We start from the raw sequence: 14,832 nt of genomic DNA, 5'->3' as shown, positions 1-14,832 counted from the left end.
GCGGACTGCCCCGGCCCCTGTTGTCCAACCCGTCCAGCCCCGGACGGGTGATCCTTCCGCAGAGGCGCAATGCGACGCCCGCCGCGCCACTATGCTTCTGCACAACACGCGTCAGGCCCACAGCGTCGTGCGTCTTCCGCGGCTAGCCCCTCCTCCGCCTGCGGCCGTCGGGACGGCCGTCCGCATCGCACATGTGAGGACTCACGTGAGCTCGAAACCCGTCGTACTCATCGCTGAAGAGCTGTCGCCTGCCACCGTCGACGCACTCGGTCCGGACTTCGAGATCCGGCACTGCAACGGAGCGGACCGCTCCGAGCTGCTGCCGGCCATCGCCGACGTGGACGCGATCCTGATCCGCTCGGCCACCAAGGTCGACGCCGAGGCCATCGCCGCCGCGAAGAAGCTCAAGGTCGTCGCCCGGGCCGGCGTCGGCCTGGACAACGTCGACGTCTCCGCCGCCACCAAGGCCGGCGTGATGGTCGTCAACGCCCCGACCTCCAACATCGTGACCGCCGCCGAGCTGGCCTGTGGTCTCATCCTCTCCACCGCCCGCAACATCCCGCAGGCCAACGCCGCGCTGAAGAACGGCGAGTGGAAGCGGAGCAAGTACACGGGCGTCGAGCTGGCCGAGAAGACGCTGGGCGTCGTGGGCCTGGGCCGCATCGGTGCCCTCGTCGCGCAGCGCATGTCCGCCTTCGGCATGAAGGTCGTCGCCTACGACCCCTACGTGCAGCCCGCGCGAGCCGCGCAGATGGGCGTCAAGGTGCTCTCCCTGGACGAGCTGCTGGAGGTCTCCGACTTCATCACCGTCCACCTGCCCAAGACCCCCGAGACGCTGGGCCTCATCGGCGACGAGGCGCTGCGCAAGGTCAAGCCCAGCGTGCGCATCGTCAACGCCGCGCGCGGCGGCATCGTGGACGAGGCGGCGCTGTACGCGGCGCTGAAGGAGGGCCGGGTCGCCGGCGCCGGCCTCGACGTGTACGCCAAGGAGCCCTGCACCGACTCCCCGCTCTTCGAGCTGGACCAGGTCGTCTCCACCCCGCACCTGGGCGCGTCGACGGACGAGGCGCAGGAGAAGGCCGGTATCGCCGTCGCCAGGTCCGTCCGCCTGGCCCTCGCCGGCGAGCTGGTGCCGGACGCCGTCAACGTCCAGGGCGGTGTCATCGCCGAGGACGTCAAGCCGGGCCTGCCGCTCGCCGAGCGCCTCGGCCGCATCTTCACCGCGCTCGCCGGTGAGGTCGCGGTCCGCCTCGACGTCGAGGTGTACGGCGAGATCACCCAGCACGACGTGAAGGTGCTGGAGCTGTCCGCGCTCAAGGGCGTTTTCGAGGACGTCGTCGACGAGACCGTCTCCTACGTCAACGCCCCGCTGTTCGCGCAGGAGCGCGGGGTGGAGGTCCGCCTGACCACCAGCTCGGAGTCGGGCGACCACCGCAACGTGGTGACCGTGCGCGGCACGCTGGGCACCGGCGAGGAGGTGTCGGTCTCCGGCACGCTGTCCGGCCCGAAGCACGTCCAGAAGGTCGTCGCGGTCGGGGAGTACGACGTCGACCTCGCGCTCGCCGACCACATGGTGGTGCTGCGCTACGAGGACCGCCCGGGTGTCGTCGGCACCGTCGGCCGCATCCTCGGCGAGGCGGGCATCAACATCGCCGGCATGCAGGTCGCCCGCGCGGCCGTGGGCGGGGAGGCGCTGGCCGTGCTGACCGTCGACGACACGGTGGGCGCCGCCGTCCTGGCCGATGTCGCCTCCGAGATCGGCGCCACGTCGGCCCGGTCGGTCAACCTGGTCTGATCCACCTGTGCCGGAACGCCGGACGGGCTGAGGGGTTCCTCGGCCCGTCCGGCGTTCTCGCGTCGGCTACTTCCGATCGGCCCCGGTCCGGCGCAGCGTGACCGCCGCCCCGACCGCCGCGAGCACCAGGATCACCGCCCCGGCCAGCGCGGCGCCCCGCATGCCGCTGGTGAACGCCTCGCGTGCCGTCGCGAGCAGGGCCTGTCCGCTCCGGCCCGGCAGCCGTGCCGCGCCGGCCAGCGCACCGCCCAGGGTCTCGCGGGCCTCGGCCGGGGCGGTGGCCGGCATCGCGTGGCGGTAGACCGCCGTGCCGATGGAGCCCAGGACCGCCATGCCGAGGGCGCCGCCGAACTCGGTGCCGGTCTCCAGCAGCGAGGAGGCGGTGCCCGCCCGTTTCGCCGGCGCCGCGCTCATCGCCAGGTCGGTCAGCTGGGACAGCACCATGACCGCCCCGCAGGCGAGGACGCCGGCGGCGGCCAGCACCAGCCACAGGGAGTCGGTGCCGGCGAGGGCGAGCAGGGCGTACCCGGCCGCGCTGACCGCGAAGCCGCAGGCGACGACGTGTCCGCGGGGGACACCCCGCTGGACGAGCTGGGCGCTGACCGGTCCGGCGACCCCGATGAGGACCGACGGCAGCAGGCTCCACAGGGCCGCCTGGAGCGGGCTCTTGCCGAGGACGGACTGGAGGTACTGCGTGGTGAAGATGGCCGAGCCCATCATCCCGAACGCGCAGACGAGGGTCAGGACCAGCGACGGGGTGAAGCCGCGGCCCCGCAGCAGGGCCGGCGGGATCAGCGGTGAGGTGCCGGTGCGCTGGCGCCGGACGAACAGGGCCGCGAAGAGCAGGCCGACGGTGATCGAGACGACGTACCCCGGGTTCCATCCCTCGGAGGGGATCTCCTTCAGGCCGTAGACAACCGGGAGCACGGCGGCCAGCGACAGCGGGACGCTCGGCCAGTCGAAGCGGCCGGGCGCGGGGTCCTTCGACTCGGGCAGCAGCACCGGGCCGAGGAGGAGCAGCAGCGCCATCGCGGGCAGGTTGACCAGGAAGACCGAGCCCCACCAGAAGTGCTCGACCAGGATGCCGCTCATCACCGAGCCCAGGGCGATGCCGCCGGTCATCACGCCGGACCACATGCCGATCGCCTTGGCCCGCTGGGCGGGATCGGTGAACATCGTGCGCAGCAGGCCCATCGTGGAGGGCATCAGGGTGGCGCCGCCGATGCCGAGGACCGCGCGGGCCGCGATCAGGGTCTCGGCGCTGTTCGCGTAGGCGGCGAGGAGCGAGGCGGCGCCGAAGGCCGCGGCGCCCGCGAGCAGGAGCCTGCGGCGGCCGACGCGGTCGCCGAGCGAGCCCATCGTCAGCAGCAGGCCGGCCAGGACGAAGCCGTAGACGTCGAAGATCCACAGCTGCTGGGTGCCGCTCGGGCGCAGGTCGGCGCTGATCGCGGGGGTCGCGAAGTAGAGGACCGAGACGTCCATCGAGACCAGGAGCAGCGGCAGCATCAGCACGCCGAGCGCGGTCCACTCGCGGCGTCCGGCGCGGGCGGGTGCGCTTCCGGCGCCGGCGGGGTCGGTGGTGCTCGTCGGGTTCGTCGTCATGCCGAGGACTGTACGAGCGTCTTAAACGCTTGTCTAGAACGACTGTATAAGTCATCTGTCTAGGACGGTTGTATGGATCGCGGGGTAGGGTGGGCCCATGGGACACCGTGAGGATCTGCTCGAAGGCGCCAAGCGCTGCCTGCTGGACAAGGGCTTCCTGCGCACCACCGCGCGCGACATCGTCAAGGAGTCCGGCACCAACCTGGCGTCCATCGGCTACCACTACGGCTCGAAGGACGCGCTGCTGGTGCAGGCGTACGTCTCGCTGATCGAGGGCGTCGGCGAACGCTTCGACCCCGGCCTGGACGGCGAGATGACCCAGCCCCCGGGCTCGCTGGAGCGCTTCCGGGAGGTGTGGGCCGGGATCATCCGGACCGTGCCCGAGTCGCGGGCGATCTGGCTGCTCAGCTTCGAGCTGATGTTCCAGGACGACCGGCTAGAAGAGGTGCGCAAGCTGCTGGCCGAGGCCCAGAAGGAAGGCCGCGCGGGACTCGTCCCGCTGTTCAACGGCGTCCCCGAGCCGGCCCTGGACGAGGAGACGATCGACACCGAGGGGCGCCTCTACCAGACCCTCCTCAACGGCCTCATGGTCCAGTGGCTCTTCGACCCTGGTACGGCGACCACCGCCGAGCAGCTCACCGAGGGGCTGCGGCGGGTGATCCGGCAGGCCGCGCGGAGCTGACCGCGCCAGGCGTCACAGCCGCGCCCGCTTCAGCGCCATGTGCAGCAGCAGCCGGTCCTCCCCGTCGTCCAGGTCCAGCCCGGTGAGCTGCTCCACGCGGGACAGGCGGTAGTAGAGGGTCTGACGGTGGATGCCCAGCTCGGCGGCCGTGCGGCCGGCCTGCCCGGCGCAGTCGAGGTAGACCTCGGCCGTGCGGGCCAGCTCCCGGTGGGCGGGGGAGAGGAGGGGGCCGACCACCCGGTCGTGCGCGGCCTCCGGCGGCAGCGCGGTCAGCAGCCGGTACGCCCCGATCCGCGCCCACTCGGCGACCGGACCGAACCGCGGTTCGGCCAGCGCGGCCCGCGCGGCGGCCGACGCCTCCTGCCAGATGGTGCCCAGCTCGGTGAGGCCGGTACGCGGCTCGCCGACCCCGGCCGCGCAGCCGGTGGCCTGGGCGGCCCGGGCCCCGGCGGCGAACCCCGCCGCGACCGCCGCCGCCACGCGGGCGCCCGCCCCGCGCGCCGCGCCGCCCGGCGCCCCGCGGGCCCCGTCGGCCTCCTTCAGCAGCCGCGCGGCCGCCGCCAGCGCGGGTGCGCTGGACTCCGTGGTCCGCAGGCGCACCAGCAGCGCGAGGCTCTGCCCCGAGGCGCCCCACGGCAGTGTGCACAGCGCCGTGGCGTGCGGGATCGTCCGGGCGGCGGGGGCGTCGTCCGGGTCGGCCGACGGCCACGGCGCCACGCAGACCAGGGTGTGCGGGCCGTCCGCGCGGGGCCCCAGCGCGGTGCGCAGCTCCGCCACCGCCATGTCCCGCTGCCAGCCGCGTTCCGCGGTGAGCACGGCCCGCAGCTCCCGGCTCAGCCCCGCCCCGGCCTCCGCCTCGTCCGCGAGCAGCGCGCCGATCCGGCCCGCGACCCGCAGGGCGGCGGCGAGCTGGGCGTCGGTCGGCCCGGGATCGCTGTCCAGCAGCCAGACGTAGCCGAGGACGACGCCCCGGTGGCGCACCGGCAGGCAGATCCGGCCGCGGTAGACACCGGCCTCCGGGCTCGGCGGGATACGCACCGGCCCGGTCGCGCGCGTGATGCCGAAGCCCTCGAACCAGGCGCGGACCGCCGCCGTGGAGCGCCGGGTCAGGATCGAGCGGGTGCGCACCGGGTCCAGCGCGGTCGGGTCCAGCTCGTCCTCGCTGTCGTAGGCACCGAAGGCGATCAGCTCGAAGTCGCGGTTCTCCAGGGTCGCCGGCACCCCCAGCAACTCGGAGAGCTCGTCCACCAGCTCCTGGTAGTCCGCCTTGAATTCAGCCGCCACCCGGGCATTCTCCCCCATTTGCCGGACACCTTCATACATCTGTCTGAGATCCCGGGCACGGATGCGTGACAGCTGTCGATGGCCGACGATCGGAGGGATCCATAGGTTTCACGGTGGTTCTCCGTGCCGTACCCGAATCGTCGGGTGACGGCCGTATTTGGTGCTTGTCTGTGGAGGTGCCCCGTGCTGGGTCCCGTGATTCTCGCCGCGTCGCGCAGCGACCGGATGCGACGCCTGATCTCGGCGGCCCCGGTGACCAAGCAGGTCGTCGACCGCTTCATCCCCGGCGAGACCGTGGCCGACATCGTCCCGATCATCAAGGACCTCACGGCCAAGGGCCTGGAGCTGACGATGGACGTCGTCGGCGAGGACATCACCACCCCCGAGCAGGCCACCGCCGCCCGGGACGCCTACCTGGCGCTGATCGACCACCTCAACGACCTGGGGCTGGGCGAGCGCGTGGAGATGTCCGTCAAGCTGTCCATGTTCGGCCAGGCGCTCGAGGGCGGCCACGAACTGGCGCTCGCGAACGTCCGCCCGGTCGTCGAGGCCGCGGCCGCCATCGGCACGACCGTGACGCTCGACGCCGAGGACCACACCACCCTCGACTCGATGTTCGCCATCCACGAGGACCTGCGGAAGGACTTCCCGCAGACCGGCTGCGTCATCCAGGCCTACCTCTTCCGCACCGAGGCCGACGCCCGCCGCCTCGCCGCGAGCGGCAGCCGCGTCCGCCTGGTCAAGGGCGCCTACAAGGAGCCCGCCGAGGTCGCCTACCAGCAGAAGCACGAGATCGACAAGGCCTACGTGCGCATCCTGAGGACGCTGATGGAGGGCGAGGGCTACCCGATGGTCGGGTCCCACGACCCGAGGCTGATCGCCATCGCCCAGGAACTGGCCCACAAGGCCGGCCGCAAGCTCGACGAGTACGAGTTCCAGATGCTGTACGGCATCCGCGGCGAGGAGCACCTGCGGCTGGCCGCCGAGGGCCACCGCATGCGCGTCTACACCGCCTACGGCACCGACTGGTACGGCTACTTCATGCGCCGCCTGGCGGAGAAGCCGGCCAACCTCCGGTTCTTCCTCCGCAGCATGGTCAGCAAGGGCTGAGCCCGCACACCCGCTCACGTACAAGGAGTTACGGATCCCATGGACGCTGTGACCCAGGTCCCCACCCCCGTCAACGAGCCGGTGCACGGCTACGCCCCCGGCTCGCCCGAGCGCGCCCGGCTGGAGGCCAAGCTCAAGGAGCTGGCCGAGAACCCGATCGAGCTGCCGATGACGATCGGCGGGGAGAAGCGGCTGGGCGGCGGCGAGCCGTTCGAGGTCGTGCAGCCGCACAACCACAAGGCCGTCATCGGCACCGGCCGCCACGCCACCCAGCAGGACGCCAAGGACGCCATCGACGCGGCCCTGGCCGCCGCGCCGGCCTGGCGTGCGATGTCCTTCGACGACCGCGCCGCGATCATCCTGCGCGCGGCCGAGCTGCTGGCCGGCCCCTGGCGCGAGACCCTTGCCGCCTCCACGATGCTGGGCCAGTCCAAGACCGCCCAGCAGGCCGAGATCGACACCCCCTGTGAGCTGGTCGACTTCTGGCGCTTCAACGTCCACTACGCCCGGCAGATCCTGGCCGAGCAGCCCCCGGCGAACTCCCCGGGCGTGTGGAACCGCCTGGACCACCGCCCGCTGGAGGGCTTCGTCTACGCGATCACGCCGTTCAACTTCACGGCGATCGCCGGCAACCTGCCCACCGCCCCCGCCCTGATGGGCAACGTGGTGGTCTGGAAGCCGTCCCCGACGCAGACCCACGCGGCCGTGCTCCTCATGCGACTGCTGGAGGAGGCGGGCCTGCCCAAGGGCGTCATCAACCTCGTCACCGGCGACGGCATCGAGGTCTCCAAGGTCGCCCTGGAGCACCGGGACCTCGCGGGCATCCACTTCACCGGCTCCACCAAGACCTTCCAGTACCTGTGGAAGACGGTCGGCAACAACATCGAGAAGTACCGCTCCTACCCGCGTCTGGTCGGCGAGACCGGCGGCAAGGACTTCCTCGTCGCGCACCCGTCGGCCGACCGCGCGGTGCTGAAGACGGCCCTCACCCGGGGCGCCTTCGAGTACCAGGGCCAGAAGTGCAGCGCGACCTCCCGCGCCTACATCCCGGCGTCCATCTGGAACTCGGGCTTCAAGGAGGAGTTCGCGGCCGAGGTCGACTACCTGACCATGGGTGACGTCACCGACCTGTCGAACTTCATCGGCGCCGTGATCGACGAGCGTGCCTTCGTCAAGAACAAGGCCGCGATCGACCGCGCCAAGGCGGACCCGTCCTGCACGATCGTCGCGGGCGGCAGCTACGACGACTCGGTCGGCTACTTCGTCCGCCCGACCGTCATCGAGTGCACCGACCCGGAGAACGAGGTGTTCACCACCGAGTACTTCGGCCCGATCCTCGCGGTGCACGTCTACGAGGACGACAAGTACGACGAGATGCTGACCCAGATGGAGTCGGTGTCGGACTACGCCCTCACCGGCTCGGTCATCGCGGGCGACCGCGCTGTGGCGGCGTACACGATGGAGAAGCTCCGCTTCGCCGCGGGCAACTTCTACATCAACGACAAGTCGACCGGCGCCGTCGTCGGCCAGCAGCCCTTCGGCGGCGGCCGCGCCTCCGGCACCAACGACAAGGCCGGCGCCCCGCAGAACCTCCAGCGCTGGACGCTGACCCGCGCCATCAAGGAGACCCTGGTCGCGCCGACCGACTACACCTACCCGCACATGGGCTGACCAGCCCCCCCCGAGCACGGCCCGGGAAGCCCGACACGAGCGGGCTCCCCGGGCCGTTCCCATGCCGCACACCGGGGAACTTCCGGGGCGTCATACTGGCGCCATGACCCTGCGCCTCGCCCACACCGCCGACCTGGACGCGGCCGAACTCCGCGATGTCCGCGCCCTGTTGGACGCCGCCTTCGACGGGGACCTCTCCGACGCCGACTGGGAGCACGGGCTGGGCGGGCTGCACGCGCTCGTCCGGGACGGGGCCGGGCTCGCCGCTCACGGTTCCGTCGTGATGCGACGGGTGCGGCACCGGGGGCGCTGGCTGCGCGCGGGGTACGTGGAGGCCGTCGCCGTGCGGGCCGACGTGCGGCGGACCGGGCTCGGCGGGCGGGTGATGGCCGGGCTGGAGCGGGTGGTCGACCGTGCCTACGACCTCGGCGCGCTCTCGGCGAGCGACGAGGGCGCCGCGCTGTACGCCGCCCGGGGCTGGCGGCGCTGGGCCGGGCAGGTGCACGCCCTCTCTCCGGACGGGATCGTCCGGCTGCACGACGAGGAGGGCGGCGTGTACGTGCGGGGCGCGCTCGACCCGGAAGGGGAACTCGTCTTCGACTGGCGGGACGGGGACGTCCTGTGACGGTCGTACGGCCGTATGGCTCTGCGGCTCCACCTCCTTGGTGGCGCGGCCACCATCGGGCGTAATCCCAGTTCGGGGACGTGTGACCCGACGCGCCGTCTCAGATAGTAGGAAGTCCGAGTAATTGTGCAGACAGACACGGGTGGCTCCCTTAGTTTTGTAGGAGCCGAACGTCTCGCTCGATCCAGCGAATGGCGGTCGTGAGCCGGGCCTCGTGCAGGCAATCCCTGCGGCCGGTGCTCCCCGCCCCTTCCGGCGTCTCGCAACCCTCACCCTTGCCGCGCTCCACGTATGCCGAAGGAGTCGACCGCCATGGCCGAGACGACCGCCCACCGCCGAGTCCGCCACGTGTCCCGCACGAGCGAGTCCGACCGCAAGAACGCCGCCGCCGCCCTCCAGCGCGCCCTGGACCGCCGGGACAACGGCGGCGAGACCGGCCACTGAGCCGGACCACCAGCCGGGAGCCGCACTCCCCCGGGGTGCGGTGCGGCCCTCACCCGCCGCGCCCCACCTCGAAGTGGTCGATCCGCCGCCCGTCCTGGCCCAGCGCCGAGACCACGAGCCGTGGTGCCGCGCCGGCCCGCACCTCCACCGAGAGCAGTGAGAAGCCGGTGTAGCGCACCCGCGACCACTCCACCGTCTCCGGCGCCCGGTCCCCGCCCTTCGTCCACGCGAAGGTGTCGACCGCCCGGTGCCGGGTGACGTGTCCCTCGTAGCTGTCCTTCACGTTGATCACCAGGTCCACCCGGTGCTTCGCGAACAGCGGCGGCCACTCCCGCCGGACGCCTCCGTCCGAGGAGTGCCGCGAGGTGGAGTAGGCGCAGTGGTGGAAGAAGACGACCACGAAGTCGATGCCGTCGGCCGCGCGCAGCCGGCCCAGCGTCCGGTCCAGCCAGGCCGTCTGCCGGCCCCGGCTGTGCCCGAGGTTGGCGGGGACACTGGCAACACGTCCGGGTGTCCGTATCGCGGACGCCATGTGTCATCACCTGGGACGAGGAGTAGGGTGCCCGCATGTCTCGCAGCATCAATCTCGCAGTGATCCCCGGTGACGGCATCGGCCAGGAGGTCGTGGCCGAGGGTCTCAAGGTCCTCTCCGCCGTCCTGCCGCAGGATGTGAAGCTGGAGACCAAGGAGTACGACTTCGGCGCCAAGCGCTACCACGCCACCGGTGAGACCCTCACCGACGCCGACCTCGCCTCCCTCAAGCAGCACGACGCCATCCTGCTGGGCGCCATCGGCGACCCGTCGGTGCCGTCCGGCGTCCTGGAGCGCGGCTTCCTGCTCAAGCTCCGGTTCGCCTTCGACCACCACGTCAACCTGCGTCCGTCGAAGCTGCTCCCCGGTGTCGCCACCCCGCTCGCCGGCCAGCCGGAGATCGACTTCGTCGTCGTCCGCGAGGGCACCGAGGGCCCGTACACCGGCAACGGCGGCACCATCCGCAAGGGCACCGCGCACGAGGTCGCCACCGAGGTGTCCGTCAACACGGCCTACGGTGTCGAGCGGGTCGTCCGCGACGCCTTCGCGCGCGCCCAGGCCCGCCCGCGCAAGAAGCTCACGCTGGTCCACAAGAACAACGTGCTGACCTTCGCCGGGCACCTGTGGACGAACGTCTTCAACAAGGTGGCCGAGGAGTACCCCGAGGTCACCACGGACTACATCCACGTCGACGCCGCGACCATCTACCTGGTCACCGACCCGGGCCGGTTCGACGTCATCGTCACCGACAACCTCTTCGGCGACATCATCACCGACCTCGCGGCGGCGGTCTCCGGCGGCATCGGCGTGGCCGCCTCCGGCAACATCAACCCCACCCGCGAGTTCCCGTCCATGTTCGAGCCGGTCCACGGCTCGGCCCCGGACATCGCAGGCCAGGGCAAGGCCGACCCCACCGCCACCGTCCTGTCCGTCGCCCTGCTGCTGCGCCACCTCGGCTACGACTCCGAGGCCGACCGGATCGACGCGGCGGTCGCCGCCGACCTCACCGAGCGCGCCGGGCAGCCCGCCCGGAGCACCTCCGGGATCGGCGACGCGCTCGCCGTACGCGTAGCTGGCTGACCCGCCGCGCTACACCGAGCCGCCGGGTCGCGACCGCACCCGGCGGCTTTTCCTGTGCCTCGCCGGGTGCCACCATCAACCCTTGGACCGCTTCACCCTAATTCCGTCCCCTACCGCCGTCCGCGCGATAATCGAACGCGGAGCCGCGATATGAGGGAACGCCCGGACGTCCTGTCACCGACGACCGGGAGCACAGGCGTGAGCGCGGCCCGTCACTACAACCGGTGAAGGACACATCACTCATGACGACGCCCACGATCGAGCTCAAGCCCTCCGCCAGCCCGCTCGCCGCCGCGGAACGCGAGGCGATCCTGGCCAGCCCGGGGTTCGGCCGCCACTTCACCGACCACATGGTGACGATCAAGTGGACCGAGGGCCGTGGCTGGCACGACGGCCAGCTCGTTCCGTACGCGCCGATCCCCCTCGATCCGGCCACCCATGTCCTGCACTACGCCCAGGAGATCTTCGAGGGCCTGAAGGCCTACCGCCAGCCCGACGGCGCGGTCGCCCTCTTCCGCCCGGACCAGAACGCCAGGCGCTTCCAGCGCTCCGCCCGCCGCCTCGCCATGCCGGAGCTGCCGGTCGAGACGTTCGTCGAGGCCTGCGACGCCCTGGTCCGGCAGGACATCGACTGGGTGCCCGCCCACGGCGGCGAGGAGTCGCTGTACCTGCGTCCGTTCATGATCGGCACCGAGGTCGGGCTGGGTGTGAAGCCCGCCAACGAGTACCTCTTCATCGTCATCGCGTCCCCGGCCGGCGCGTACTTCCCGGGCGGCGTCAAGCCGGTGTCCATCTGGGTCTCCGAGGACCGCGTCCGCGCCGTCCCCGGCGGCATGGGCGACGCCAAGACCGGCGGCAACTACGCGGCGTCCCTGCTCGCCCAGGCCGAGGCCGCCGCCAAGGGCTGCGACCAGGTCTGCTACCTCGACGCGGTCGAGCACAAGTGGGTCGAGGAGCTGGGCGGGATGAACCTGTACTTCGTGTACGGAAACAAGATCATCACGCCGACCCTGACCGGCTCCATCCTGGAGGGCGTCACCCGTGACTCCCTGCTGGCCGTCGCCCGTGACCTCGGCTACGAGTCCGAGGAGGGGCGCGTCTCCGTGGACCAGTGGCAGCGCGACTCCGAGAACGGCACTCTCACCGAGGTCTTCGCCTGCGGCACCGCCGCCGTGATCACCCCGGTCGGCACCACCAAGCGGAACGGTGCCGAGTGGCAGCAGAGCGGTGGGGAGCCGGGCGAGGTCACCCTGCGGCTGCGGCAGGCTCTCCTGGACCTCCAGCGGGGCACGGCCGAGGACAAGCACGGCTGGATGCACCGCATCGGCTGAAGGACGCGGTCGCAGCGCCCCGAAGGGGTGCCGGGTGTCCGCGGGCCGGTACGGCCGGCCCGCGGTTCCCCGCACCTCTCCGGGGCGCTTTTCGTTGGGCGCTCTGTCGCTCGGCCCTGCTAGAGCAATGCTCAAGCCAGGTGTGTCCACTGTCCGGTCAGTGCTTCTCTTTGCTGGTTTCCCTGTTTAGAGTGTCGCTCTAAACAGGAAGGCAAGGAGGTGCCGCGCCGTGCGACTGACCCCCACGGAACGTGACCGGCTGCTGCTCTTCGGGGCCGCCGAGCTGGCCCGGGCCCGCCGGGCGCGCGGTCTCAGGCTGAACGTGCCCGAGGCCACCGCGCTGATCGCGGACACCGTCTGCGAGGCCGCCCGCGACGGCAAGCGGCTCGCGGAGGCCGTCGAGGCGGCCCGGTCGGTGCTCGGCCCGGACGACGTCCTGCCCGGCGTCGCCGACGTCGTCGCCGAGGTGATGGTCGAGGCCGTCTTCGACGACGGCTCCCGGCTCGCGGTCGTCTCCGACCCCATCGGCGCGGCCGAGGCAGGGCTGGGCGCGGACGCCCCGGGCGCCCTGCTCCCCGGCCCGCAGCACGCCGACCCCGGGCCCGTCGTCCGGCTGCGCGTGACCAACACCGCGAGCGTGCCGGTCTCCGTCACCTCCCACTTCCACTTCTTCGAGGCCAACCCGCGCCTCGACTTCGACCGCGGGCGGGCCTACGGCATGCGGCTCGCCGTTCCCGCCGGATCCTCGGTCCGCTTCGGGCCGGGGGAGAGCGAGGAGGTCGGGCTCGTGCCGATCGGCGGCGAGCGCGTCGCCATCGGTTTCGCCGGACTGGTCGACGGGCCGCTGGACGCGCCGGGCGCCAAGGAGGAAGCCCTGCGCAGGGCCGCCGCCTGCGGATACCTGGGAGCGGCGCCGGAAGGAGGCGAGGAGCGATGAGCCGTTCGAAGGGACGCGAGGTGAGCCGGTCGGTCCACATCGACCCGCACGCCTACGCCGCCACCCACGGTCCCCGCGCCGGCGACCGCATCCGCCTCGGCGACTCCGGGCTCACCGTCCGCGTCGAGTCCGACGCGCAGAAGTACGGCGACGAGTTCCTGGCCGGCTTCGGCAAGACCGCCCGCGACGGACTGCACCTGAAGGCCGCCGCCGTCCGGGACACCTGCGACGTCGTGATCAGCAACGTCGTCGTGATCGACGCGGTGCAGGGGATCAGGAAGGTGTCCATCGGCATCCGCGAGGGCCGCGTCTGCGCCATCGGACGGGCCGGCAACCCGGACACCCTGGACGGTGTGGACGTCGTCGTCGGCACCGGCACCTCGATCGTCTCCGGCGAGGGGCTGATCGCCACCGCCGGGGCCGTCGACACCCATGTGCACCTGCTGTCGCCGCGCATCATGGAGGCGTCCCTCGCCTCCGGCGTCACCACGATCATCGGGCAGGAGTTCGGCCCGGTGTGGGGGGTCGGCGTCAACTCGCCCTGGGCGCTGCGGCACGCCTTCAACGCCTTCGACGCCTGGCCCGTCAACATCGGCTTCCTGGGCCGGGGTTCGTCCTCCCACGCGGCGCCGCTCGTGGAGGCCCTGGCCGAGGGCGGCGCGAGCGGCTTCAAGGTGCACGAGGACATGGGCGCCCACACCCGCGCGCTGGACACCGCGCTCCGGGTCGCCGAGGAGCACGACGTCCAGGTCGCCCTGCACAGCGACGGGTTGAACGAGTGCCTGTCGGTCGAGGACACCCTGCGGGTGCTGGAGGGCCGCACGATCCACGCCTTCCACATCGAGGGCTGCGGCGGCGGACACGTGCCCAACGTGCTGAAGATGGCCGGCGTCCCCAACGTCATCGGCTCCTCCACCAACCCCACCCTGCCCTTCGGCCGGGACGCGGTCGCCGAGCACTACGGCATGATCGTCTCCGTCCACGACCTGAAGCCCGACCTGCCCGGCGACGCCGCCATGGCCCGCGACCGTATCCGCGCCGGCACCATGGGTGCCGAGGACGTGCTGCACGACCTGGGCGCGATCGGCATCACCTCCTCCGACGCCCAGGGCATGGGCCGCGCCGGTGAGACGGTCCGCCGCACCTTCGCCATGGCCGGCAAGATGAAGGCCGAGCTGGGACCCCTGCTTCCCCATGACGGGGAGGCCGGCGACGGCGAGGGCGACGACAACGCGCGCGTCCTGCGCTACATGGCCAAGCTGACCATCAACCCGGCCATCGCGCACGGACTGGCGCACGAGGTCGGCTCGATCGAGGTGGGCAAGCTCGCCGACATCGTGCTGTGGCGCCCGGAGTACTTCGGGGCCAAACCACAGCTCGTCCTCAAGGCCGGCTTCCCGGCGTACGGCGTGGTCGGCGACCCCAACGCGGCCACCGACACCTGCGAACCCCTCGTCCTCGGCCCGCAGTTCGGGGCGTACGGCGCCACGGCCGCCGACCTCTCCGTGGCGTTCGTCGCCCGCGCCGCCGTCGACCAGGGCGACGACCGGATGCCGACCCGGCGCAGAAGGGTCGCCGTGCGCGGCACCCGCGGCATCGGACCCGCCGACCTGCGGCTGAACTCCCGTACCGGAGCGGTGGACGTCGACGGGCGCACCGGACTGGTCACCCTCGACGGCGACCCGATCCGCTCGGAGCCGGCCGACTCCGTCTCCCTCAACCGCCTCTACTTCCTCTAAG

Annotated in this window: 12 protein-coding genes and 1 pseudogene; 10 read left to right on the top strand and 3 right to left on the bottom strand. The window is 71.9% G+C overall.

Translation table 11 applies throughout. The annotated features are described in order from the left end of the window. The first annotated feature begins 205 nt into the window (after positions 1-205). Entirely contained in the window at positions 206-1,795 is a 1,590-nt protein-coding gene (gene serA, locus LG395_RS29640; RefSeq protein ID WP_171152551.1) for a phosphoglycerate dehydrogenase, read from the top strand. Between the two features lie 66 nt (positions 1,796-1,861). Here serA and LG395_RS29635 read toward each other — a convergent pair whose 3' ends face one another. Then, complete coding sequence (locus LG395_RS29635) at positions 1,862-3,397, bottom strand: MFS transporter (RefSeq protein ID WP_171152550.1); 1,536 nt, start codon at positions 3,395-3,397, stop codon at positions 1,862-1,864. A gap of 97 nt (positions 3,398-3,494) precedes the next feature. Between LG395_RS29635 and LG395_RS29630 the strand changes: the two genes are divergently transcribed. Beyond that, on the top strand, positions 3,495-4,079 hold the full coding sequence (locus LG395_RS29630) for a TetR/AcrR family transcriptional regulator (RefSeq protein ID WP_171152549.1): 585 nt from the start codon (positions 3,495-3,497) through the stop codon (positions 4,077-4,079). 12 nt (positions 4,080-4,091) lie between these two features. On the opposite strand, the gene LG395_RS29625 is transcribed toward LG395_RS29630, so the two are convergent. Beyond that, positions 4,092-5,381 carry a PucR family transcriptional regulator gene (locus LG395_RS29625; RefSeq protein WP_372463476.1) on the bottom strand — a complete coding sequence of 430 codons (1,290 nt, stop codon included), beginning with the start codon at positions 5,379-5,381 and terminating at the stop codon, positions 4,092-4,094. Positions 5,382-5,546: 165 nt separating this feature from the next. On the opposite strand from LG395_RS29625, the gene LG395_RS29620 reads away from it, so the two are divergent. From LG395_RS29620 to LG395_RS41270, 4 genes are all read left to right on the top strand, one after another. Further along, a complete protein-coding gene (locus LG395_RS29620) occupies positions 5,547-6,473 on the top strand; it encodes a proline dehydrogenase family protein (protein WP_225811800.1) in 927 nt (308 codons plus the stop codon). A 39-nt stretch (positions 6,474-6,512) separates the two neighbouring features. After that, positions 6,513-8,144 carry an L-glutamate gamma-semialdehyde dehydrogenase gene (gene pruA, locus LG395_RS29615; RefSeq protein WP_225811799.1) on the top strand — a complete coding sequence of 544 codons (1,632 nt, stop codon included), beginning with the start codon at positions 6,513-6,515 and terminating at the stop codon, positions 8,142-8,144. Positions 8,145-8,247: 103 nt separating this feature from the next. Then, positions 8,248-8,769, top strand: a complete 522-nt coding sequence (locus tag LG395_RS29610; protein WP_225811798.1) for a GNAT family N-acetyltransferase — start codon at positions 8,248-8,250, stop codon at positions 8,767-8,769. Between the two features lie 312 nt (positions 8,770-9,081). Then, a complete protein-coding gene (locus LG395_RS41270) occupies positions 9,082-9,213 on the top strand; it encodes a hypothetical protein (RefSeq protein ID WP_263983168.1) in 132 nt (43 codons plus the stop codon). 49 nt (positions 9,214-9,262) lie between these two features. Here the strand turns inward: LG395_RS41270 and LG395_RS29605 are convergent. Further along, positions 9,263-9,706: pseudogene (locus LG395_RS29605) on the bottom strand (phosphoesterase); the annotation flags it as partial. Between the two features lie 74 nt (positions 9,707-9,780). Between LG395_RS29605 and LG395_RS29600 the strand changes: the two are divergent. From LG395_RS29600 to LG395_RS29585, 4 genes are all read left to right on the top strand, one after another. Then, positions 9,781-10,824: a 3-isopropylmalate dehydrogenase gene (locus LG395_RS29600; RefSeq protein ID WP_171152542.1), complete on the top strand. Its 1,044-nt coding sequence runs from the start codon at positions 9,781-9,783 to the stop codon at positions 10,822-10,824. A 242-nt stretch (positions 10,825-11,066) separates the two neighbouring features. Further along, entirely contained in the window at positions 11,067-12,155 is a 1,089-nt protein-coding gene (locus LG395_RS29595) for a branched-chain amino acid aminotransferase (protein ID WP_171152540.1), read from the top strand. 229 nt (positions 12,156-12,384) lie between these two features. After that, entirely contained in the window at positions 12,385-13,092 is a 708-nt protein-coding gene (ureA, locus tag LG395_RS29590; RefSeq protein ID WP_225811797.1) for an urease subunit gamma, read from the top strand. Then, positions 13,089-14,831 carry an urease subunit alpha gene (locus LG395_RS29585; protein WP_225811796.1) on the top strand — a complete coding sequence of 581 codons (1,743 nt, stop codon included), beginning with the start codon at positions 13,089-13,091 and terminating at the stop codon, positions 14,829-14,831. The genes ureA and LG395_RS29585 overlap by 4 nt, the downstream gene beginning before the upstream one ends. Position 14,832 lies beyond the last annotated feature (1 nt).

Origin of the sequence: Streptomyces spinosus (assembly GCF_020400655.1) — a bacterium.
In the GTDB taxonomy this organism is placed as follows: domain Bacteria; phylum Actinomycetota; class Actinomycetes; order Streptomycetales; family Streptomycetaceae; genus Streptomyces; species Streptomyces argyrophylli.
This window is presented reverse-complemented; position numbering and strand designations above follow the sequence as displayed.